Genomic DNA, 21558 nt, shown 5'->3' with positions numbered 1-21558 from the left:
TTAATTTCACCCGCTCTGTCTTGGCGATGTCGCGTCAGAGCCGTATCCGAACAGAAAAATGCGGCCTTCGAGCGGACGCAAAGGATATCGACCAAGGTCATGGCGTTGAGTCTGTTCAGGATTGGCGAACTGCATGCCAGATAGGTCGGGGACGTTGCGCACGCTCCTGGTGGGCGGAGTTCCCACCACGCGCCTAACTCGCGCGGAACTCGCGGCCGTGATGCTCGAAGACATCCGCGCGGCGCGGGCGGGGAAGAAGGGCTATCCACGCATCGTCGTGTCTTCGAACGGCGCGGTCATCGCCGATTTCCACCGCAACGCCGAGTTTCGCGACCTGATCCTGGCGGCCGACATCGTCGACGCCGACGGCATGCCGCTGGTGATGGCCACCCAGCTGCTCTGCGCCGAACCCCTGCGCGAACGGGTGGCCACGACCGACTTCATCAACGACGCCGCGCAAGTCGCCGCCCGCGAGGGTTTGAAATTCTATTTTCTCGGCGCCAAGCCCGGCGTCGCCGAAAAGGCCGCCCAACATTTCCGCGACCTCTATCCAGACCTTGAGATCGTCGGCGTCCGTAACGGCTACTTCACCCAGGCAGACGAGCCGGAGATCTGCGCGGAGGTCGTGGCCCTGAAGACAGACGTGATGTGGGTCGGGCTTGGCAGTCCGTTGCAGGAAGCCTTCGCCCATCGGAATCGCGAGCGCCTTTTGGGCATCGGCTGGATTCGGACCTGCGGCGGAATGTTCGACCACTATTCGGGCAAGTTCAAACGTGCGCCCCAGTGGATGCAAGTCATCGGCTTGGAGTGGCTGCACCGGACGATCAACGAACCCCTACGGCTGGGCGGACGGTATTTCAGGACCAATCTTCCGGCGCTGTTCTATCTGGCGACCCAGACGTCCGATCGCGCGCCAGTCCTGGAGAACGCCAAGACGCCGTGAACGTCACAGCGCGAAACCTCCCCTTGGCAACCCTTTCGAGAGAACCACGCTGGTGACGATCGACTCCGCTACGAGAACGGAAGGCGCTGGAGGGTCGGCGACCTCATCGGTTCGCGCGGCCAATCCGACACCTCACCGGGCCATCTTCCTAGTGTCGCACTCTACGCCCGGCGGCGCCCAAGAGATTTGGGCCAACCTCGCCGAGGGCCTAAGGCTGCGAGGCCACGCTGTCATGCTGGCGGCGCTCTATCCTGGCGATACGGCTCAGAACACCGCCCCCAACACGCCGTGGACCTACGCCCTGGAGCGCAAGCCCTCATCGTTCGGCGCGAAACTGGCGATGGCGCATCGTCTGGCCCGCCTGTTCGACGCTTTTGAGGCCGACGTGGTGTTCACCGCCTTGCCGGCCGCCAATGTCTTAGCGCCGATCGCCGCCCTGCTCGCCAGACGGCCGGTGCACGTCGTCACCTCGCACCACACCCCCTCGAACACCTACAATCCGGCCCTCAACCTGCTCGACGGCCTGACCGGATCGCTGGGCGCGGTGGTGCGCATCGTGGGCGTTTCCGAAACAGTACAGCGCAGCCACGCCGGCAAGCTGGCGGCCTATCGCGCCAAGCTTCTGACGATCAAGAACGCCCTGCCGCTTGAGGTCGAGGCCCAGATCGCTGGGCTGGCCGGCCAACGGTTCCGGGATCGGGCGGCGGGGCGGCAAGTGGTCGCGATCGGCCGCCTGGCTTACCAAAAGAATTATCCGGTGTTGATCCGCGCTGCGGTGCATATGCCCGACGTCACGATCCGGATCGTCGGCGAAGGGCCCGATGAGGCGGCCCTGAAGGCGCTGGCCCGCGAGCTCGGCGTCGCCGAACGGGTTGAATTCCTGGGTTTCCACCCTCGAAAGGAAGCGCTGAACATCTTGGCCGGCGGCGATGTCTTCGTTCAACCGAGCCTGTTCGAGGGCCATAGCCTGGCCTTGATCGAAGCCGCCAAGCTTGGCTTGCCGCTGGTCGTGTCCGACGCCCAGGTGCAGATCGAGGGCATTTCCGCGCCCGACGGCGCGCTCTGCGGGGCGGTGGCGGGCGTGCACGACGACCGGGCGCTGGCGCGGGAGATCCTTCACCTGCTGGACGACCCAGATCATTACGCCGCCGCCGCATCGCGCGCCGCGGCCCTGGGAGCCGCCGCCGCCTACGACACCATGATCACAGCCTATGAAGGCCTTCTGGATCGGGCATGAACTCTGGACGCTGCGATTTGGAGCGTCGCGCCGCCGCTGCAGGGGGCGAACGCGCCTTCGTATTGCCTCTTGGCGCGGCCTCTGTTCTAGAGGGGCCCGCGCCAGTCGGCTCGCGTCAAGACGGCGCAAAGGCGAGCGGGACCTTGAATACAACAAAGGAACGAGGGCGTGACCATGGCCGAAACCGGTGAGCGGCGCCGCAGCGCGGGACCACGGCCTTTCCTGATCCCGTCGGTCTATATTCTGTTCGTACTCCTGACCCTGATGGTGGTCGCGCCGATCATCACCAGCGGCGGGCAGATGACCGGCGACGGCAACCTCTTCCGCCAATCCAGCTACATCGTTCTGTTCGGGCTTACCATTTGGGCGGTCGGAGCCTTAAAGCAGCGCGCCAAGCTGACGACCGTTCCAATCACCCTGATGCTGACGGTCGCGTGGTGTTGGATCAGCCTGACCTGGGCGATCGATCCGCTCATCGGCGCCAGACGCCTCCTGCTGACCACGATCATCATCTGGACGATCTTCATGGTGATTGACGACTGCGGCTACGATCGCACGATCAAGACGACCATGATCTTCCTGGCCGGGCTGCTCGTGGCCAACTACATCGCAATCGCCGTGTGGCCGTCAGCCATACATGGCCTCACCGACTCGATGGACGCAGGGCTGGTCGGCGACTGGCGCGGGCTACTGCCGCAAAAGAACTTCACCGGTGCGATCTGCGCGCTGACGATACTGGTCTTCGCGTTTGGCGGCCAGCGGATGTGGCTGGCCGTCCGACTCGGCGTGATCGCCGGGGCCGCCTACTATCTCTTTCGAACCCAATCCAAGACATCGATGGGCATGTTGGTGACCGCCGCCGCTTGCGGCCTGATCGCCCTACGCTTCAATCCCAAGTATCGGATCGCTCTGATACCGGTTCTCACCATCGTCAGCATCGTCGTCATGCTCAGTACGATGACATGGTGGGACGAGATGCTTGGCCCCTTTTCCCGTAAGGACGCGCTGACCGGCCGAGTGCAGATCTGGCCGCACCTGATCGCGTTCGCCGAAGACCACCCCTTTACCGGCTCCGGCTATGGGTCGTTCTGGAACATCGGTGAAGATAGTCCGGTGTACCAGTACACGAGAAACTGGGTCAGCCAGCTCGGAAACGGGCACAACGGTTACCTGGACCTGCTGGTGCAGATCGGCATTCCGGGCCTGGTCCTGGCCGTTGTCGCCTCGATATTGGCGCCCGCGGGCAGGCTGCTGGGCGCCAACACGACCGCGCGCGCCCAAGTCGCCCTACCCGCGGCCCTTCTGGTCTTCTGCGCCGGCCATAACATGACCGAATCCAGTCTGCTCGATCGAGACACCATCATCGAGGTGTTCCTCATGATCACTATCGCGCTTACAGGCGTGGTCTTGCGACGTTCCTCCAAGCCGGTGCGTCCGTCCTCGTCCGAACGGCGCGGCGCTTCGTCGGCGCACCTAAAATCGCCGACCCGTGCTTGAACCGGCTTCTCAAGCCATGGCCGCCGGTTCCTCTGCATCCGTGAGACCGGACCGATCGCCCCTGGCGCGGCTGGTGTGGAAGACCTTGCGCTATGGCCTGGCCGCGGCGGGTCCGGTGGGGACGGCCGGATCACAGTTCGTCCTCTCCGTACAATTGCTGCACGTTCTGGATCCCGGCGCGTTCGGGACGTTTTCGTTTCTATTGGTGGCCTCCCAGCTTAGCACTGGCCTTTGGAGCGCTTTGTTCTGCGCGCCCATGCCGATCCTGCTGTCACGGGACGAAGACCGCGACCAGGTCATGCGCCGCTGCCTGATGTCCACCAGCCTGGCGCTGTCAGTCGTGGCTTTTGCGATTTTCGCGACGATTGGCCTGCTGTTGCGCACCGACGCCACGGCGAGCCTGCTTTTCGCCGGCTACGCCATGTTGATGCTGCTGCGCTGGTTCGCGCGCGCCTATGCCTATGCGATGGGAAAGCAATGGCTGACGACGATTTCAGACCTTGTCTACAGCCTCACCCTGCTGAGCAGCGTCGGCCTGGTGTCGCTGTCGCACAGCACTTCAATCCTGGCGCCCTACGCGGGCCTATTCGTGGGCGCCCTGCTAAGTCTGCTCCCGTTTGGCCCGCGGTACCTGAAGCGGCAATTCCTCGAGGTCAGCCCTCGGGCCGTGCCGCTCTACGCCAAGGTCTGGCGCGAACATTCGGGCTGGTCTCTTACCGGCGTGCTGACCACGGAAGCCACCGCCAACGCCCACGCCTATATCGTGACCCTGATCAGCGGCGCGACCGCCTTCGCGCCGCTCGCAGCGAGCGCCCTGCTCATGCGCCCGATCAGCGTCACCACCAACGCCCTTACGGAATTTGAACGGCCTCAGATGGCGCGGCAACTGGCGGAAGATCGCCACCAGGAGACCTTCGCCACGGTGCGATTCTTCCGGGCCATGCTGGCCATCGCCTGGATAGCGACGGTGGTGGTCGCCCTGGTGATGATGCGCTACGCGCCAGGCGCGCTGTTCCCCAAGGACTACGACCGACACTACCTGGTGATCGGCACCCTGCTGTGGCTGGCGATCGCCGGCGTGCGGACGTTGCGGACGCCAGAAAGCGTCCTGCTTCAGGCCGCCGGACAGTTCAAGCCGCTGGCTCACGCCAGCATGGTCTCGTGCGGCGTGTCGATCGTCGGCGTCGCTGGGTTCCTGCTGATCGGCGGGCCGCTCTATTCACTGGTCGGCGTGCTCCTGGGCGAGGCGGTGGTCGCGGCGTGGATCTGGCGAGCAAAGAGCCGATGGCAAGCGACCGTCCCGAACCCGCCCCTCGAGACGGGGTCACGGCCATGAAACTGACCATTGGCGTCAAGGCGTTGAACGAGGAGCAGCGCATAGCCGAAACCCTGACGAGCGCCCTGCGCGCGGCCGAGCCCTTCGGGGGCGAGGTGGTTCTGGCGGATTCCGGATCGACGGACCGAACTGTGGAGATCGCCTCGGCCTTGCCGGTCCGGGTCGTGCAGCTGGCCGATCCTTCCCAACGCTCCTGCGGCGCGGGCGCGCAACTGGCGTTTCAGCAGGCCGACGGCGACTATTTCTACCTCATGGACGGCGACATGGTGCTCCACCCGGACTTCCTGCCGGCCGCGATCGCTCATCTGGAGGCCTCGCCGGAGCTGGCGGCGGTGGGCGGCCGGGTCCGTGAAATGAACACCGAGGGCCACGACTTCAAGATCCGGGCGATGACCGTGAACAGCGACCGCAACTGGCGGCCGGGTCTGGTCGACCGCCTGGACGGCGGCGGATTGTATCGGGTTTCAGCCATCCGCGATGTCGGTTATTTCGCCGACCGCAATCTGCGCGCCTTCGAAGAATTCGACCTGGCCGCGCGGCTCACCAGCCGCGGGTGGAAACTGGCCAAGATCGATCATCTGGCCGTGGAGCACTACGGCCACCAGACCGAAGGTTACAGGATGCTGTGGCGCCGCCTGAAGTCGGGCTACGCGGGCGCCTCGGGTGAAGTCCTGCGCGGCTCGCTGGGCCGGCCGCATCTGCCGATCGTACTAGGTCGGCTGAGCCACCTTCGTAACGGCGTGGCGGTCATGGCCTGGTGGGCCCTGCTCGTCGCGACCCTGGCTTGGCCCCTTCCAGCGATCACGAGGCTGGCTCTGTTCGCGATCTTACTGCTGGCTCCGCTGGTGCTGCTGATCTGGCGACGCGGCTCGCTCAGCTTGGGCCTCTATTCCCTGGTCTCTTGGAACGTCGCCGCCTTCGGCCTGATCATTGGCTTCTGCCGGCGACGGGTCGCACCCACGCGTCCCCTCCAGGCGGTCACCCTGTCCACGTTCGCTCGCCCGCATGATTAGCAAGGTCTCGCCAGCTTCAACTCGGCGAGCTCGTTCCATCAGCCCGCCGGCGACCAAATTCCCCCCCGTTCCACATCCAGAGCATCCGCGCCATGTCCATTAGGCGCAACCTGGTTTGGAGCGCCGGGGCGCAGGTGCTGTTTTTCGGCCTGCAGTTTGGCACCCAGGTCGTGGTCACTCGGCTGCTGTCGCCCTACGAGGTGGGCGTCTATGCCGTGGCCCTTTCAACCAACGGCCTTCTGGCCACGCTCCAGACGTTTGGCTTGCTCAGCCTTCTGGTTCGCGAGACGGAACTCGACGAAGCCTTGATCGACACGGCGTTCACGATCAACGCCGCGCTGAACGGGCTGCTGGCGCTGCTGGTCTTCCTGGCCAGCTTCGTGGCGGCCCGCATCTATGCCGAGCCGGGCGTCGGATCGGTCATGGCCCTGATCGCCGTCGCCCCGCTGGTCAGCATCTTCGAACTGCGCCCTTCAGGTCTGCTGCAGCGAGACTTGCAGTTCTCCAAAATCGCGATCGTCTCAGCCAGCAAGGCGACGGTGGCGTCCGGCGTCACAATCCTCGGGGTTCTGGCGGGCCACAGCTATATGAGCATGGCGTGGGGCAATCTGGCTGGAGCGGTCGCCGCCGTGGTGATCGTCAACGTCTTTGGTCACCAGCACATCGCTTTGCGGCTCAGCCTGGCGCGCTGGCGTAAGGTAGTGACCTTTGGCCTGCGCATGATGGCGATCGGCGGGGTCAACACGCTGTCGACCCGGCTGGGCGAACTGATCCTGGGACGTCTGCTGGGCCTTGGCGCCTTGGGCCTGTTCTCCCGGGCCGGCACGCTGCACAGCGTGCTGTGGGACAACATCCATACGGTTTTCACCAAGGTCGTCTTCGCCGATCTCGCCGAGCAGCAACGCAAGGCGGGCTCGCTTCGCGAGGCCTATCTGGGCATCCTGGCCAATATGACCGCGCTGCTCTGGCCGGTGTTCGCCGGCGTCGCGGTGCTCTCCGGACCGCTGGTGCACCTGCTCTACGGTCCCAAATGGGCAGGCGCCGCGCCCCTGCTCTCCCTGCTCGCCTTGGCCGGGGTCCTGCTCACCTGCGTGACCATGACCTGGGAGGTCTTCGTCATCCGTGACGAGACCAAGCTCCAGGTGAACATCGAGTATCGCCGGGCGGGACTTAGCCTGGCCTATTTCACCGGCGGAGCGATGGCGGGGGGCGTGCTAGGGGCCGCCGCCGCCCGGATCGTCGACGCGGCCACCGCGATCATCCTGTACCGCCCGCCGCTGGCCCGGCTGACGGACACCACGACCGCCGACGTCATCCCGATCTATGGCCGGTCTCTACTGCTGGCCCTCGCGGCGATCGCGCCGGCCGGCGGCCTGATGCTGGCGGTGCACGGCGATCCGGCTGTACCCCTTTGGCAGGTGGCGATCTCAGTGGTGCTCGGGATGGCCTTCTGGGCGGTCGCTCTGATCCTTTGCCGTCACCCCCTCGTCCAAGAAGCCAGCCGCCTCCTTAAGCGGTTCAAGCCTGGGTAGGGATCTCGACGTCAGCCCCGCGCGGCGGCGCTTGGCTGCAAGCGGCCGCCCACGGCGGCGACGAGCAGGTTGCGTGCACGGGCTGGTCGGCCGGCGAGGAGCTCGCGAACGACCGCGCGGCCGAGGTTAGGCAGGGCCAGGAGCAGGAGTCCGGGATGGTGGCGGCGCAGGAAGCGGAACTTGCTGCGCGTCAGGTAAAATTCCGAGAGCATCGAAGACTGCCCATCATCGCTGGTGCCGATCGACATGCCGACCCGGTGATAGACCTTGGCCGCGTCGCAATAGCCCAGCCGGAATCGGCCCGCGGCTCGGACCGCCCAGTCAATCTCCTCCCAATAGAGGAAGTAGCCCTCGTCCATATAGCCGACGGTCTCGATCAGGGTTCGCCGGACCAGAGCCGCCGCGCCATTGACGTAGCTGAGCGTCGCCTCGACCGCGCCGGCGTCGACTGGCGTCTGGGCGGACGAGCCCATGCCGATCAGTTCGCAGCGGGCCCGGCCGCGCAGGAACCGGCCGCCGCCCAGCGACTGCACGCGATCGGGGTTCTCAAGATAGACCACCTTGGCGCCGCAGATGCCGATGGCCGGGTCCTGGGCCATGCGCTCCAGCAGCCTGGTCATGGCGTCTGGTTCAACCCGGGTGTCGTTGTTCAGGATCCATACGTACTCCACGTCGGGTTCGGCCAGGGCCAGGCGGGCGCCGACATTGTTGCCTGCAGCATAGCCGCCGTTGCGGCCGGTCTGGACCACCCACAGTCGGCGACTCGCATCGTCAACGTGCGGAGGCGTGGCCAGGGTCGAGGCCTCAAGCGCCCCTTGGACGAAAGGTCGCATGCCGCGAGCGACGCGGTGCTGGTTGATCGTAGGGAGTTGCTCGGCCAGGCTTGCCCCGATCGCCTCGAAGGAACCATCGCCCGAAGCGTTGTCGCAGACGATGATGTCCAAGTTCTCGTGGTCCAATGCCGCAGCGCTCAACGCGCACTGGACGGTGTCGGCGGCCGCCCGCCAATTGAGGATGATCACGGCGGCCCGGGGATTGGCTTGGCTTTGCGTCACGCGAACTTCACCGTCATTTCGGCCTTCCACCTCGTCTTCGATGCGACGCCCCCCGCCCCCGCCGGGCGCGCCTAGCGCGGCTTGATGCTCAGGTTCTTGAAATTGGCGGCGAAAGGCTCCCTGGCCGAAGCCCTGTAGACGCCTTCCTTCCAGTATGGACCGACGATGTCCTCAAAGCCCAGGGGGCCTTGATAGTCGACCAGTCGACGGCCGTCGCGGAAGACTTGCAGGAAGCCGTCGCCGGATGGTCCGAACTTCACCCGGATGCGCATCCGGTACCAGTGGCCGCGCTTGATCGGCCGCTCATCGGTGTAGTGGGCGTGGTAGGTGGTGGTCTCGCGGCTGGCGAGGCGATTGGGATCGTCGCGGGTGATGATCCGCATGCGCTCGCCGACCATCTCGATCGCGAACGGCGGGCTGTGCCCCGGCTCGCCCGGATCGGGCGTGGACTGGATCTGGCTGAGGGTCATCCAACTGGCCGTGTTCGGCGGGCCGGGCTCGATCATCAGGTTGAAGGCGATCTCGTAGGGTCTGTCCCGCTTCATCCGCAGGGAGGTGGCGATCTCAGAACGTTCCTTGATCTTGCCGTCGCCGGGCAGGCTGTCGCCAGGGCGAACCTCGAAGCGCGCTGATGAGCCCTTGACGACATAGTTCCACGGCTGCCCGGCATTCTGCACCTGAAAGCGCGGGTTCTCAGCGCGGATCAGGTCCGGATTGCTTTCGGTGCGCAGGTGACGCGGCACCGACTTGAGCGCGTCAGCCGCCTCGACGACGACCTCCCGTCCTTCCTGCGTGGACATCGCCGCCGCCCCGACAATCGAGCCCAGAGCCAAGCTCCCGCCCAAAATCCCTGCGATCCATCTGCGTCGCCGCTTGGGTTCGGCGGCATGAGTCTTGAAGTCGGACATGGGCCTCGCCTGAAAATGAGCGTGAACTGTCCCTATCGGAACTTCGTCGAACCCGGCGCTAACCGCGACAACGAACGACTTTACCATATACGATCTCAAAAAAGAGCGTCGCCGGCTGATCGGGCAATAACTGCCAAGCTTGGATGAGGGATTAGAGACCTATCATGGCGCGCTCCGACGGCAACAAATTGATCTCCCTGGAGGCTGGGCGCTTTTTCGCCGCTCTGGGGGTCATGTTGTTCCACTACACTGGCGTGATCGCCAACTTTCGGGGCGTGACGGTCTTTGGCGACATCTTTCGGCCTGGGCACGTCGGCGTCCCCTACTTCTTCGTGCTGAGCGGCTTCATCATCTATCATGTCCACCGCGCCGATTTGGGACAGGCCGGCGCGGTGGGCCGGTTCGTCGTAAAACGGGCCGTGCGTCTGTTTCCGATGTTCCTGGCCATTTCCTTGGCCATGCTGCTGGCCTTTCTGGTCAGCCCGTCAATGGCCGGCCAGCGCGAGGTGACGCCGCTGGGCGTCGCCGCCGACCTGCTGCTGCTGCCCCACGCCGACGCAATTTTGTCGATTTCCTGGACGCTGCGACACGAGATGGTGTTCTACGCCCTGTTCGCCCTGTCCCTGTGGTTCGGCCCCAAGGCGTTCTGGGCGATCGGCGTCTGGATCGCGATCAGCATGGCCGCCGGACTCTACGCCCTGGCCGCCGGGATCGACACCGTGCCCTGGATGGGATCCTGGTCGGTGGTCGCCAGCACGCTGAACCTGGGCTTCGGTCTGGGCATGATCGTGGCGGCCACCGTCAACACGTCCGGCGGCTCGCGGCCCTGGCCGCTGATCGGCCTGGGCGGCGGCCTCCTGGCATTGCTTTGCGCGATCGAGTGGACCTTCGGCCGGAGCGCATCGCACGACGTCGACATCCTGGGTCCGTTCGGCATGATCGGGCTGTTGCTGGGCGCGGCGGCGCTGATTAGCGGCCTGGTGCGGCTGGAGGCCACCTGGACCATGCCCGCGCCGGGATTCTGGAAGGCGGCCGGCGGATCGTCCTACGTCCTCTATCTGATCCACCAGCCGCTGGCTTCCCTGGCCTTGCGCCTTCTGAAGCGCCTGCCCCTGTCAGCCGAAGCGATGTTCGTGATCCTTGCGCTCGTGGCGGTGGCGACGGCCCTGGTCATCCACTTGACCGTCGAGAAGTGGCTGCTCAGGCGCCTGTCCACCTTGGGTCGCGGGAGCCAACCTCCAACCGTGGCGGCGGAGGCTGCGCTGGCGCTGGCCCCAGCCCCGAACGCAGGCTTGTCCTTGACGACCCCGCGGCCGCCCGGGCAAAGCCAGCAATAGGTCAGCTGTTGGCGCCCCCTCCGCCGAAGACACGCCCTGGCCAAAGCACGGACGCCCCGGTGAAAAAGAAACGAGTTGCGATCGTCATTCCCGAAGGCCTTTCGGGCCGCGGCGGGATCGTGCGCGTGACGGCCTATCTGACGCGCCATATCCAAGCGCACATCCCCGATATCGAGACGCACGTCTATCGCTCGCGCTACAGCGACAACGCCGTGCTCAAGCACCTCACCGCCCCGTTCGCTCTGGCCGCCTTCGCCGTGAAATGCGGGGTCGGACGCATCGACGTGGCGCACCTCAACGTCGCGCCGCGCGGATCGACCTTGCGCAAGCAGCTCTACCAGGCCGTGGCCAAGGCGTTGGGCATGCGGACGGTCCTGCACCTGCACGGCAGCGGCTATGACGAGTTCTACGCCGATCTGACGGTCAAGCATCAGGCCGCCGTTCGGGCGTTTTTCGCGCGGGCCGACGCGGTCGTGGCTCTGGGCGACCACTGGAGACGGTTCATGCTGACCGAGCTGCGGCTGCCGCCGGCCAAGGTGGTCGAGATCCCCAACGGCGTGCCGGCCGCTCCCGCCGTCGCGCGGGCGCCCAACGCTGTTCCGGCGATCGCCTTCCTGGGCGAGGTGGGCCATCGCAAGGGCGTGGACGTCCTGATCGACGCCCTGGCCCAGCTGAAGGCCGACGGCCTGACCTTCGCCGTCACGATCGGCGGCAACGGCGACCTGGAGACGGCCCGCGCCCACGCCGAGCGCGCGGGCGTGCTCGACCGGATCGACTTTCCAGGCTGGGTGGACGAGGCGGGCGCCGACAAGGTGCTGCGGGGCGCCGACCTGCTGGTCCTGCCCTCCCGCGCCGAGAACCAGCCCGTGGCGATCCTGGAAGCCATGGCCCGCGGTCTTCCCGTCGTGTCCACCCGGATCGGCGGCATTCCCCAGCAGGTCCTTGACGGCGAGACCGGCTTGCTGGTCGAGCCCGACGACGTGGCGCAACTGGCCCAGGCCCTGGCCGCCCTGATCCAGTCGCCCGAGCGACGCGCGGCCTACGGCCAGGCGGGATTGCGGCGGTTCGAAGCGCATTTTTCCGTTGCGGCCTGCGCCGAGCGGTTCGCTGAGCTCTACAGGTCGCTGTGACGACCGCGGCCGCCCAGGCTGGACTTCGCGTCGGCGGCGTCGCGCTCAAGCGGCGGGCGGCCGCGTGCGATTTCCGCCTCGCCCGCGCGCCAAGCGGGGGCTGCGTGCGCCGCAGGGCCTTTCACGCCTTGCCTCGCGTGGGTCGAACGAAGACAACCGGACCCGCATGATCCAGGAAGCCGCGCCCAACGCCGCCCGCGCCCCCGAGCCTGTCGGTTCGCCGACAACCTGGACCGGCGCCTACAGACCGGACATCGACGGTCTGCGCGCGATCGCCGTGCTGGCCGTGGTGGTGTTCCATGCCGGCTTCCACGGACTGCTCGGCGGCTTCATCGGCGTGGACGTGTTTTTCGTCATCTCCGGCTACCTGATCGGCGGTCAGGTCTTCCGCGAGGCCGTCGCAGGCGAATTCCGCTTCTCGCAATTCTACGCCCGGCGGGTGCGGCGCATCCTGCCGGCCCTCTATGCGCTACTGGCCGTCCTGTTCGGCCTGGGCGCCTTGCTGCTGACGCCGCTCGAGCTGCGGGAACTGGGCAAGGAGGCCTTCGCCGCCGTCTTCGGCGCCTCCAACCTCCTGTTCTACACGGCCGGCGGCTATTTCGACCCCGCCTCCGACCATCTGCCGCTTCTGATGAGCTGGTCGCTGGGCGTTGAGGAGCAGTTCTACATCGTCTTCCCGATTCTGGTGCTGCTGTGCCTGAGGATCAGGCCGCGGCTGTTCATGCCCATCCTGGTCCTGGGAACCCTGGTCTCATTCGCCGGCTCGATCGCGCTGACGCACCTGAATCCGAAGGCGGCCTTCTACCTGCTGCCGACCCGCGCCTGGGAGCTGGGCCTGGGCGCGGTCCTGGCGCTGTCAGAACGCCGCGCGAGCGCCTGGACGATCCCGCGCCCGGTCGCGGACGTCTCGGCGCTGGCCGCGGTCGCGGCCCTGGCGGCGGCCATGGCGCTCTATCGGCCCGCCTACCCCTTCCCCGGCTGGTACGTCCTGGTCCCGACGCTGGCCACGGCGATCTTGATCGCCACGCCCGGCAGCCTGTTCAACCGCCGGGTCCTGTCTTGGAGTCCTTTCGTCTTCATCGGCAAGATCTCCTATTCCTGGTACCTGTGGCACTGGCCGCTGTTCTTCCTGAACCGCATCCTGGCGCCGAACGGCCAGGGCATGCCGCCCCTGGCCCTGCTGGTGCTGTCCCTGGTCCCGGCCGCGGCTTCGTGGCGATGGGTGGAACAGCCATTCCGTCGCCGCGCCCTTGGGGAGAAGACCGTCCTGGTGCGCTACGGCGCCGTCGCGATGCTGATCGCGCTGCCCGCCCTGCTCTTCTTCCTGACCGACGGCTGGCCGGGCCGGTTCTCGCCGGCCGTGCGGCAAATGTCCCGCACGGTCAGCGATGCCCGGGCCGACCCCTGCCTGGCCCCCTACGGGGCCGTATCGCCGCAGGATCCGGCGACCTGCCTGCCGGCGTCCGCGGGTCCCCGCGTCTTGGTGCTGGGCGACAGCCACGGCAGCGCGATCGCGCCCGGCTTCAAGGCGCTGGCGACGCGCGACGGCTTCGGTTTCGGCCAGATCACCAAGTCCTCGTGCCCGTCGCTGTGGGGCTTTGTTCGCGAAGAGCCTGGCCGCCCAGGTCACCGGGCGCAGTGCCTGGCCTTCCAGCGCGAGACCTTCACCTATGTCGAGCGCCATCCGGAAATCCAGGTCGTTGTGCTGGCCAGCTACTGGCCCTCCGACATGACCCTGGTCGACAGCCAGGGCGCGTCCGTCCCGCTGGCCGATGCCCTGAACGATACGGTGGCGCGCCTAACGGCGGCCGGGCGGCGCGTGGTCGTGGTCGATGACGTCCCGTCCTTCCGTTTCGATCCCTACAGTCGCGTGGTGGGCGACATGATCCCCGCCAGAGCCGCAGCCCAGCGCTGGTTCGCACGCACACCAGGGGTCTTCACCGCCCATGGCGACGAGATCTTCGATGATCCGGCGACGCCCGTGCTGCGCTCGGTCGCCAACGGACGCCCAGGCGTGACCTTCTTCGACACGAAGGCCCGGCTGTGCGGGCAGGAAGGCTGCCGTTACGGCGCGCCTGACAGGCTCTACTATTTCGACTTCCAGCACCTGACCGCAACGGGCGCCGCCGCGGTCACCGAAGGCTTCGCCCTGCGCGCGTCGGCCGCTTCGGCCAGTAGCCGCTAAGTCTAGAGTGGATTGATCTAGTGATTACCCGCCGGCGCGCACGAACTGAACTGTACCGCGGCCGCCTCGAAGCGAAGGCTCCCTGATGTTGCCTGATTTGGCGCGCACTGATACCAGTTCCCCCCGATCGGAAGCGATCGCCGCTTCGTCTCTCACCAACATCAGCAAAGCCGAATTCGTGCATCCGACCGCCACACCGAAGCCATGGCTGGCCAGGCTGGCGACAACGCTCGCGCTGGTGATATTCCTGATCGCGTTCGTGGCCCACCAGGGCCGCATCAGCTTCTACGCCGGCCCCAACGGCCGCACGGTCGCCCTGGGTCTGGAGCTGCTGACTCTTGGCCTGGCCTCGGCTATCTGCATCGTCTATCGCCAGTACGGCATCGTCCTGTGGAGCGTCATCGCGACCATCTATGCGGCTTCGCAGGTCTACTGGTTCTCGACGGCCTGGGGGCGCGACGCCAACCTCAACGCCATTTCGGTCTATATTGGGCTCTTCTCCTCTGTCATCTTCGTTGCGGCGCTGGTCAACCTCGAGCGCAAGACCCTCATCAACGTTCTGTTCGGCGTGGCGTTGGTCTACGCGCTCTTCTACCTGGCGCTCAGCCTGGGCCTTGGAGGCCTGAAAGCGCCGACCGACCCCGGCGCGGAAAAGCTGTTCATCGCCGCGGACCTGCGGATTGGCCGCCCTTCGCGCTTTGCGATGATGTCGTCCCTGATGGTGTTTGGCCTGTGCCTATCGTTCACTCGGGCCTTCGTCACCAAAAAGTGGCTCTACTTGCTGACCTTCGCCCTGTTCGCGGCCGGCATCTGRCTTTCGTATTTCCGCGCGGTGACGGCGGTCACGATCTTCGCGCTCGGGACCTACACCGTGCTGCGGAACACCAAGCGGGTCGGCGTCCTTTGCTTCCTGGCCTTCTTTGCCGTTTCGCTGGTGCTGATCGTCGGCCTGAACGATCACGCGTTCCGTCCCTTCGACATGTTCGGGAGCAACGATTCCTCGGCCACGATCCGTTCGCTGTCGTATGAGGCCACCAAATACTTCGTGCGAGACTATTGGCTGTTCGGCGTTGGCCTGGCCAGCAGCCGCGACGACACCATCAACCTGATGGCGACGACCACCTTCTTCTTCTCGGATATCGGCGCGGTGGGGGTTTTCTACACCGGCGGCGTCGTCGGCCTGATCATCTTCATGATGATCAGCGCCATCAGCGCTTTCTCCGGCTTCTTCCTCCAGGCTCTGGGCTTCGAGCGCGCGGACGCCGACGGCCTGGCGCTGGCCGGCTGCGCCTGCACCTCCCTGGGCATCATCGCCCCCGATCTGTGGTCGGGATCCTCGACCGTGCTGTCGGCGATTTTCATCGCCGCCTTCTATGTCTACCTGAAGAACCGGCCGACCCGACCCGGCCGGCCGCTCCCCTGGCTAGGGGGTGGAGTTCGGTACCCGTCGTTCGCCCCGCGGGCGCTTGCCCCAGAGGTCCAGAAAGCGCCCTTTCAGGCGCAGGAAGGGTTGCTCGATCAGCCTGTAGGACAGGTGCGCGGCCAGGAGTGAGGCCACGACCGTCACGACGTCGGTGAGCCGCGAGCGCAGTCCAGCGAACGAGAAGATCATCAGGATCGGAAAGTGCCATAGGTAGAGGCTGTAGGACCTCTTGCCGATCCAGAGAGCGACTGGCGACTTCAGCCAAGCGACGAACGGCGCGCGATCGTCCACCGCCAAAGCCACCAACCAGGCCGCGGAAAGCGCCACCAGGGTGAAGCCTCCATAGCCCAGGAAGGGCGCGGACCACGGGGTGGAAGCCGCGACCACGATCAAGACGAACACGGGAACCGGCCAGGCCTTGAGCAGAATGGCCGGCAGCCTCCGCACGCCCGACAAGGCCAGGGCCGCGCCCAGCAGCAAGCCGTCGGCGCGCGTGTCCGTGCCGTTGTACAGACGCTCGGGGCTGGCGCCGTTCCACGCTAGGAAACCGCGCCAGGCCGCCAGGGCCAGCATCACCCCGATCAGCACCGTGGCGTATCGCCTGTGATCCAGGCGCACAGCCGTCGCATTCAACAGCAGCGGCCAAACCAGGTAAAATTGCTCCTCTACGCTCAGGGACCAGGCGTGGCCCAGGAAGCCGCCCCCGGTCCAGCCAAGCGCCCGGGCCCAGTTCATGAGGCTGCCTAGAGCGTAGAGTACGTTGCGCAGCTCGCCCCAGAGGTCCAGTCGCCTGGCCACCAACGAGCCCGCCAGCAGCGCGGTCACGACGAAAAGCGACACGCCCAACAGGGCCGGCATGATTCGTAGGAAACGCCTGGCGTAGAAGTCGCGAAGCGAGGCGCGCCCGTCGCGATCAATTTCCTCCACCAGCAGGCCCGTGATCAAGAAGCCGCTGATAACGAAGAAGATATCGACCCCGATATGGCCGCCCACCAAAATCTGTGGTCCGAAGCAATGATCGATGACGACCGCGGACACCGCCACGGCGCGAAGTCCGTCGATCTGCGGCAGGTAGCGTCCCATTCGGGCTCCAAGATCAGGAAATAGGCTTCTGACTATCGCGCCCGGGTCGTATTGGAAAGCGACGGCGCCCGCCGCGAGACCCTGATGGTCGGACCGCCCCCGGAACACGCGCTTTGGAGGGCGACTGTGCGTCGCGGTGTCGATCCCGGCGACGGAAGATTGGCTGAAGTCCCAACGCGCGATAAGGCTCTGAGCGTTGGCGAAATCCGATTTGGCCAGCGTCATTCCATTGGAGCATCGGGAGCCGTCACCGTTGAAGCGGATCGTCGTCTATACGCGTGCCTGGCGCTCGGGGGCGGGCCTGTACGCCCAGGGTCTGGTGGAGGGCCTGGCCGCGACGGGATGCAAGGTCGTGTTCATCGCACCGGCCGGCTATCCGGAAGACCCCGCCGCCCATCTGGACAACGTCCGCCGCGTCCGCCCGGTCCGCGAGTTGGTCGACGGCGGCTCACGTCCGCGCCGGGCGCTCTTTTCGTTCGCCCGGGTGGCGGGGGGGCTTGGCGCGCTGCTGGCGGCGCGCTTCACCAGCCGTCGCTTCATCGTCAGCATTCCTGACCCGTTCGTTTTCGCGATCTGGCCCCTGATGTTGCTGAGGCTGACCGGCACCAGGATCGCCTTGGTCTGCCACGATCCGGAACCTCATTCCTGGAGCCTGTCGGCGCGGTGGCGCTGGCTGGAGCGCGCGGGTTATCGGCTGATTTACGACTGCGCCTCGGTGATCGTCGTGCTGTCCGAAGCAGGCAGGGGTCCTCTGGTGCGATTGTTCGGCGTGCCCGCCAGCAAGATCGTGGTGTCGCCGCACGGCGCCTTCGAGGTTCCCGCCGCGGGGCCCCTTCCGGGCTCTGGCACGCTGCTGGCGTTCGGCACGATCCGCCGCAACAAGCAGGTGGCCCTGGCGATGGAAGCGGTTATCGCCGCGCGCGAAGCCGGCTGCCGCGTCAGCATGATCGTCGCTGGGGCCAAGGACCCCAACGACCCAACCTATCTGGACGAATGCCGGGCGATCGCCGCTCGCTGCCCCGACGGCCTAGTCATGGAGACCGGCTTCATCACCGACGAACGGGTCAACGAACTGCTCTCGGCGTGCGACGCCCTGCTCATGCCCTATACCGACTTCAACTCGCAGAGCGGCGTGGCGGTGTTGGCGGGCATGGCCGGCCGCCCGGTCATCGCCGCGCCGGCGGGCGGCATCGCCGATCTCATCGCCGCCGGCCTGGCGGCGGTGGAGATCCCAACACCTGTCGACCGCGACGGCGTCACCCGGTCAATCCTGGCCTTCTACGCCACGCCCAAGGCCGAGTGGTCCGATCGCGCGGCCCGCGGCCGCGTCCTGCTGAGCCAAGCCCTGGCCTGGCCACGGATCGGGCGGCAGCTGGTCGAACTGTTCGACTGACGCCGTTCAGGCTTAGAATTCTAGGCTCTAAGAATAAAGTCGCGCAGCCGATCCGTGAAGCTGGCGGGCGCGCGCGACGGCAATTTCTCCGAGCCCGTCAACTCGGCCAAGCGGGTCAGATGTTCGACAAGGCCGCGCTCGTCTGACGCGACATAGATCCCGGGAACGGCCTTGAAGCGCTCGGCGGTCGCCAACTGGTGCCCATTGCGGTGTTCGCCCCGCCGGTGATCGCGGGCCATGATGATGATCGGCTTGCCATATTCCATCGCCGTCAGGATCGAACCCATGCCCGCATGGCTGATCATGATCGTCGCGTTCAACTGCAGTTCCTGGAAAGCCTGGGGGGCGAGGAAGGGGAAGGCCTTCAGCGAACGGGGCACGTAGGTCGAGGGACCGATCTGCGCGACCACGTCCGACCGCCCGGTGGCGATCGCCCAGTCGTCGACCGTCCGCACCAGCCTGTCGAATGGAAGTTGGGTGCCTACTGACAGCAGTATCAAATGACCGATCCAAAACATTGCACGTCTGGATAGGCGTCCGTGAGGTGGGGCCATTGGGTCAGGCAAAGATCCACATGCTTGCGCACCAGGCGGCCGGACAGGGAAAGCTCCTCGGAATTGGCGATGCTGTCGATCCAGACCGTCCGCGCGCCCAGCAGCTTGCCCAGCCGCACCGCGAAGACGCCTGGCGCCGCGCCCGTGGTCACGATCGTGGACGGGCGGAACTTCAGCACGATGAACAGCAGTTGCGCGAACATGATCACCAACGCCATGGGATCGGTCTGGGACCCGTCTCTCACAATGGCCACCGGCCGCCCGCCGCAAGGCGCGCGCGCCCCCTTGATCGTCGTGACGCATTGTACGTCGAACCCGTCGAAGGCGGCGACCAGCCGCGACAGCTGAACCCAATGCCCTCCGGCGGACGCCACGAGAAGAAGTCTTGGCGCGGTCATGGCCGCAGGGGCCCTGTCGGGCGCGATCGGCCCAACCCCAATCCTGCCTCCGCACGCAGCGGGCGGTCGATCATGGCCTCATCATTCCCCAAAAGGTGTTCTGCGGACCGGAGCCAAGCCTTCCCGCCGACGAGTATAAGCAAGGCTCGACCTTAAGAAATGCCATTGAAACATTTTGGCTCGAAATTAAGGCCAAGCACGCTTTACGGCCCCAAAAAATAGCACTCTTCAGCTTCCCCAAACGTGTACGGGCCCGGTTTACACGCGGAGGGCTGCCCAAACCGCCATCCAGACCCCTTGAAGCCGAGATAGACACGCCCGAACACGTCCTTGTCTGCGTCCATGACGACGACTTCATCAAGAGCGCCGACAGGAAACTCGCCGATCCGCACCCAGTTCACGGCATTGTCTATCGATCGCCATACACCGTAGCGACCGTCAATCCGCCCTGTAACATAAACAGCCGGATAGTCATGTCCGGGCGCGGCCTTGCCAAAGGCGATGTCATGCGCCGCCTGCACCCGACGCAATACCGTCCAGGTCCGGCCGCCATCGACGGAGCGCCGAAGCGCCGTATCACCCGGATCCGATACGCCTGACGTGAAGAACAGATGACCCGCATGGCCGGGGACCACCCTAAGCTTGGCGCTGTAGCGGCTGGCGGGCGCGATCTCGCCCTTGTAGACCCTCGACCAGTCGGCGCCGCCGTCACGGGTGACCCACAGCCCCGCCAGTCCCGGATTGAGGCCGTCGCCGCTGTGGACCAGATAGAAGGTCTTGGCCAGCACCTTGTCGGCGGCCAGGGTCTTGCGATGAAAATTATAGTTCGCGTGCGAGCCGGTGTTGGGCAGCCGCTCGCCGGGCAAGACTACCCGCCGCCAGCTCCGACCCAAGTCGGTCGTGTAGAAGGGCGACCGGTTATGCGTAGGCGCCCAGACGATGTTGCGCGGATCGTCGGCCGCGACCGCGATCGTGCCGAACGCCATGCGCCAGGGATCGGACGGCGCCGTTCCGGGTGGCTGCGGCAGCGTGGCGAATTTCGTCCAGGTCTCGCCGCCGTCCTCGGTGTAGCCGGCGAGCACCGCGTCGCCATCCTCCGAGCAACAATCGGTCCGGGTGTCCGACGCGTTGGTGACGAAGAAACCGGGCTGGGCCGGCGTCCAGTCCAACTGTTGGGCGGCGATCAACACCCGCTCCTTGGGCCCGTAGCCGGTCGAAAACCGCTCAAGATCATCGCGTCGGTGGATGCCGAAATCCCAGGCTGCGAAAAGCGGCAGCTGGCCCGGCGCGGCGCTGACGTCGTTGGCCACCAGTTCTTCGATGCCCCGGGCCTGGCTTTCCCAGGTGATGTTTCCGAGCGGCTTGGCGACGTCGCCGAAATAGACGCCGGTGCCGGCGGCGTTCCAGAGCCGGCCACGGACCACGGGGTCGAACACCACCTGACCGGTGGCGAAATAGCTCTGATCGGCCACGCGCAGCCACGGCGGATCATCCTTTCCGGCCCGGGCGCTGGTTAGGACGCGAGACCACCGTAAGCCGCCGTTGTCGCTGCGGATCGCGTGACCGCCTTCGTCGAAGACATAGATGGATCCACTGCCCGGATCGACAGCCACGCTGCCGAACGGCGCCGGGTTCACACCGGCCGTCTGCGTGAGATCCTCCCAACGCGCTCCCGAGAACTTCCAGATCTTCTTGTGATCTTGATCGATCCCATAGAACGCGCCGTCGAGGCCGAACGCGCCCTGGCGAAGGCTGGTCGGCTGAGGATCTCCTGACGAGACCAGCGGTTTGAAGCTTCGGCCGCCGTCGAGAGAACGCGACACCCCGTCACCCGCCGACATGGTCCAAATCTGTGTCCCGTCGGGCGAAAACCACACGACCAGCCCCGGCCGGGATCCTGGCGGGGCCCGCGCCGGACCAAGCCCGCCCGGCGCCGTCGCGATCCTGATCCAGTCGCGCCCGCCGTTTTCCGACCGCCACAACCCATCGTTCGGCGTGCCCAGGAGCACGAGGTCCGGATTCTGCGGCGAAACGCTCATGAACGGGCCATAGTGTCGAAACGGGCTGTTGGCGTCGAACGTCACTGTCGGAAGGCTGGTGCGAACAAAGCTGCGTCCGCGATCGTTCGACCGATAGACCCTTCCGTGGATCGCCATGTAGATCCGATCGGGATCGGATGGCGCGACCGCGACTTCGTAAACGCCTTCGTTCAGCGTCATCGGCCCGCGATCTTCCGGCGGCATGCTCGCGGTCGTGACCAGTTGAAGCCAGCGGTTCGCCTCGGGCCGCCAAAGATAAGCGCCGTAGACGTCAGTTCTAACGATCCGCGTCACGCCCCTTGCGTCGGTGCTGTATCCCGTAATGAAGCCTCCGCCTCCGATCGCCACGGGGCGCCATGAATAGGCTTGGGCCGTCGCGTCGGCCACCCGCGGCGCGACGAGCCTGGGCGAAAGGTCCGCCGAACCGGCCGACCGGTCCGCCACCAGCGCCAGAAGAGCCAGGACGAGCGCCGAAATCATTATGCAACTCCTGAG

At 66.0% G+C, this 21558-nt stretch carries 16 protein-coding genes; 10 read left to right on the top strand and 6 right to left on the bottom strand.

The window, feature by feature from the left end; translation table 11 throughout:
- Positions 1 to 220: 220 nt before the first annotated feature.
- From ASD47_RS24120 to ASD47_RS24095, 6 genes are all read left to right on the top strand, one after another.
- Positions 221 to 943, top strand: coding sequence for a WecB/TagA/CpsF family glycosyltransferase (locus tag ASD47_RS24120; protein WP_056762237.1), 723 nt, complete (start codon positions 221 to 223; stop codon positions 941 to 943).
- A gap of 52 nt (positions 944 to 995) precedes the next feature.
- A complete protein-coding gene (locus tag ASD47_RS24115; RefSeq protein WP_369800335.1) occupies positions 996 to 2180 on the top strand; it encodes a glycosyltransferase family 4 protein in 1185 nt (394 codons plus the stop codon).
- Positions 2181 to 2354: 174 nt separating this feature from the next.
- The gene (locus ASD47_RS24110; protein WP_056762232.1) at positions 2355 to 3677 is read left to right on the top strand and encodes an O-antigen ligase; all 1323 of its coding nucleotides are present in this window, start codon (positions 2355 to 2357) and stop codon (positions 3675 to 3677) included.
- Between the two features lie 73 nt (positions 3678 to 3750).
- Positions 3751 to 5013 (top strand): hypothetical protein, encoded by a 1263-nt coding sequence (locus ASD47_RS24105; RefSeq protein WP_156402400.1) that lies wholly within the window; start codon positions 3751 to 3753, stop codon positions 5011 to 5013.
- The gene (locus ASD47_RS24100; RefSeq protein WP_056762227.1) at positions 5010 to 6026 is read left to right on the top strand and encodes a glycosyltransferase family 2 protein; all 1017 of its coding nucleotides are present in this window, start codon (positions 5010 to 5012) and stop codon (positions 6024 to 6026) included. The genes ASD47_RS24105 and ASD47_RS24100 overlap by 4 nt, the downstream gene beginning before the upstream one ends.
- A gap of 92 nt (positions 6027 to 6118) precedes the next feature.
- Positions 6119 to 7558, top strand: coding sequence for an oligosaccharide flippase family protein (locus ASD47_RS24095; RefSeq protein ID WP_056762225.1), 1440 nt, complete (start codon positions 6119 to 6121; stop codon positions 7556 to 7558).
- A gap of 11 nt (positions 7559 to 7569) precedes the next feature.
- On the opposite strand, the gene ASD47_RS24090 is transcribed toward ASD47_RS24095, so the two are convergent.
- Both ASD47_RS24090 and ASD47_RS24085 read right to left on the bottom strand, forming a co-directional pair.
- Entirely contained in the window at positions 7570 to 8613 is a 1044-nt protein-coding gene (locus ASD47_RS24090; protein ID WP_056762223.1) for a glycosyltransferase family 2 protein, read from the bottom strand.
- A gap of 71 nt (positions 8614 to 8684) precedes the next feature.
- Complete coding sequence (locus tag ASD47_RS24085) at positions 8685 to 9413, bottom strand: polysaccharide lyase (protein ID WP_056762221.1); 729 nt, start codon at positions 9411 to 9413, stop codon at positions 8685 to 8687.
- 272 nt (positions 9414 to 9685) lie between these two features.
- Between ASD47_RS24085 and ASD47_RS24080 the strand changes: the two genes are divergently transcribed.
- From ASD47_RS24080 to ASD47_RS24070, 3 genes are all read left to right on the top strand, one after another.
- Positions 9686 to 10858 (top strand): acyltransferase, encoded by a 1173-nt coding sequence (locus ASD47_RS24080; protein ID WP_056762219.1) that lies wholly within the window; start codon positions 9686 to 9688, stop codon positions 10856 to 10858.
- 59 nt (positions 10859 to 10917) lie between these two features.
- Positions 10918 to 11988 (top strand): glycosyltransferase family 4 protein, encoded by a 1071-nt coding sequence (locus ASD47_RS24075; RefSeq protein ID WP_056762217.1) that lies wholly within the window; start codon positions 10918 to 10920, stop codon positions 11986 to 11988.
- Positions 11989 to 12154: 166 nt separating this feature from the next.
- Positions 12155 to 14173 carry an acyltransferase family protein gene (locus ASD47_RS24070; RefSeq protein WP_056762215.1) on the top strand — a complete coding sequence of 673 codons (2019 nt, stop codon included), beginning with the start codon at positions 12155 to 12157 and terminating at the stop codon, positions 14171 to 14173.
- Between the two features lie 1423 nt (positions 14174 to 15596).
- Here the strand turns inward: ASD47_RS24070 and ASD47_RS26380 are convergent.
- Positions 15597 to 16904: an acyltransferase gene (locus ASD47_RS26380; protein ID WP_082564786.1), complete on the bottom strand. Its 1308-nt coding sequence runs from the start codon at positions 16902 to 16904 to the stop codon at positions 15597 to 15599.
- Positions 16905 to 16932: 28 nt separating this feature from the next.
- Between ASD47_RS26380 and ASD47_RS24060 the strand changes: the two genes are divergently transcribed.
- Positions 16933 to 18072, top strand: a complete 1140-nt coding sequence (locus tag ASD47_RS24060) for a glycosyltransferase family 4 protein (protein ID WP_056762211.1) — start codon at positions 16933 to 16935, stop codon at positions 18070 to 18072.
- Positions 18073 to 18092: 20 nt separating this feature from the next.
- Here the strand turns inward: ASD47_RS24060 and ASD47_RS24055 are convergent, their stop codons facing one another.
- The 3 genes from ASD47_RS24055 to ASD47_RS24045 all read right to left on the bottom strand — a co-directional run bounded on the left by ASD47_RS24055 (position 18093) and on the right by ASD47_RS24045 (position 21543).
- The gene (locus ASD47_RS24055; RefSeq protein WP_369800341.1) at positions 18093 to 18590 is read right to left on the bottom strand and encodes a glycosyltransferase; all 498 of its coding nucleotides are present in this window, start codon (positions 18588 to 18590) and stop codon (positions 18093 to 18095) included.
- Positions 18569 to 19024 (bottom strand): glycosyl transferase, encoded by a 456-nt coding sequence (locus ASD47_RS28000; RefSeq protein ID WP_056762207.1) that lies wholly within the window; start codon positions 19022 to 19024, stop codon positions 18569 to 18571. Before ASD47_RS28000 ends, ASD47_RS24055 begins: the two co-directional genes overlap by 22 nt.
- Before the next feature lie 203 nt (positions 19025 to 19227).
- Positions 19228 to 21543 carry a sialidase family protein gene (locus ASD47_RS24045; RefSeq protein ID WP_235526185.1) on the bottom strand — a complete coding sequence of 772 codons (2316 nt, stop codon included), beginning with the start codon at positions 21541 to 21543 and terminating at the stop codon, positions 19228 to 19230.
- Between the last annotated feature and the right edge of the window lie 15 nt (positions 21544 to 21558).

It is taken from the genome of Caulobacter sp. Root1472 (genome assembly GCF_001426985.1).
In the GTDB taxonomy this organism is placed as follows: Bacteria; Pseudomonadota; Alphaproteobacteria; order Caulobacterales; family Caulobacteraceae; genus Caulobacter; species Caulobacter rhizosphaerae.
Note: the sequence above shows the minus strand (reverse complement) of the source record. Positions and strands in the feature narration are given on the sequence as shown.

Bases quoted from the DNA above. Each gene is read 5' to 3' on its own strand.
- ASD47_RS24085 (WP_056762221.1), bottom strand. From the start codon at position 9,413: ATGTCCACGCAGGAAGGACGGGAGGTCGTCGTCGAGGCGGCTGACGCG.
- ASD47_RS24095 (WP_056762225.1), top strand. From the start codon at position 6,119: ATGTCCATTAGGCGCAACCTGGTTTGGAGCGCCGGGGCGCAGGTGCTG.
- ASD47_RS24110 (WP_056762232.1), top strand. From the start codon at position 2,355: ATGGCCGAAACCGGTGAGCGGCGCCGCAGCGCGGGACCACGGCCTTTC.
- ASD47_RS26380 (WP_082564786.1), bottom strand. From the start codon at position 16,904: ATGACGCTGGCCAAATCGGATTTCGCCAACGCTCAGAGCCTTATCGCG.
- ASD47_RS24100 (WP_056762227.1), top strand. From the start codon at position 5,010: ATGAAACTGACCATTGGCGTCAAGGCGTTGAACGAGGAGCAGCGCATA.
- ASD47_RS24070 (WP_056762215.1), top strand. From the start codon at position 12,155: ATGATCCAGGAAGCCGCGCCCAACGCCGCCCGCGCCCCCGAGCCTGTC.
- ASD47_RS24055 (WP_369800341.1), bottom strand. From the start codon at position 18,590: ATGTTTTGGATCGGTCATTTGATACTGCTGTCAGTAGGCACCCAACTT.
- ASD47_RS24045 (WP_235526185.1), bottom strand. From the start codon at position 21,543: ATGATTTCGGCGCTCGTCCTGGCTCTTCTGGCGCTGGTGGCGGACCGG.
- ASD47_RS28000 (WP_056762207.1), bottom strand. From the start codon at position 19,024: ATGACCGCGCCAAGACTTCTTCTCGTGGCGTCCGCCGGAGGGCATTGG.
- ASD47_RS24080 (WP_056762219.1), top strand. From the start codon at position 9,686: ATGGCGCGCTCCGACGGCAACAAATTGATCTCCCTGGAGGCTGGGCGC.
- ASD47_RS24120 (WP_056762237.1), top strand. From the start codon at position 221: ATGCTCGAAGACATCCGCGCGGCGCGGGCGGGGAAGAAGGGCTATCCA.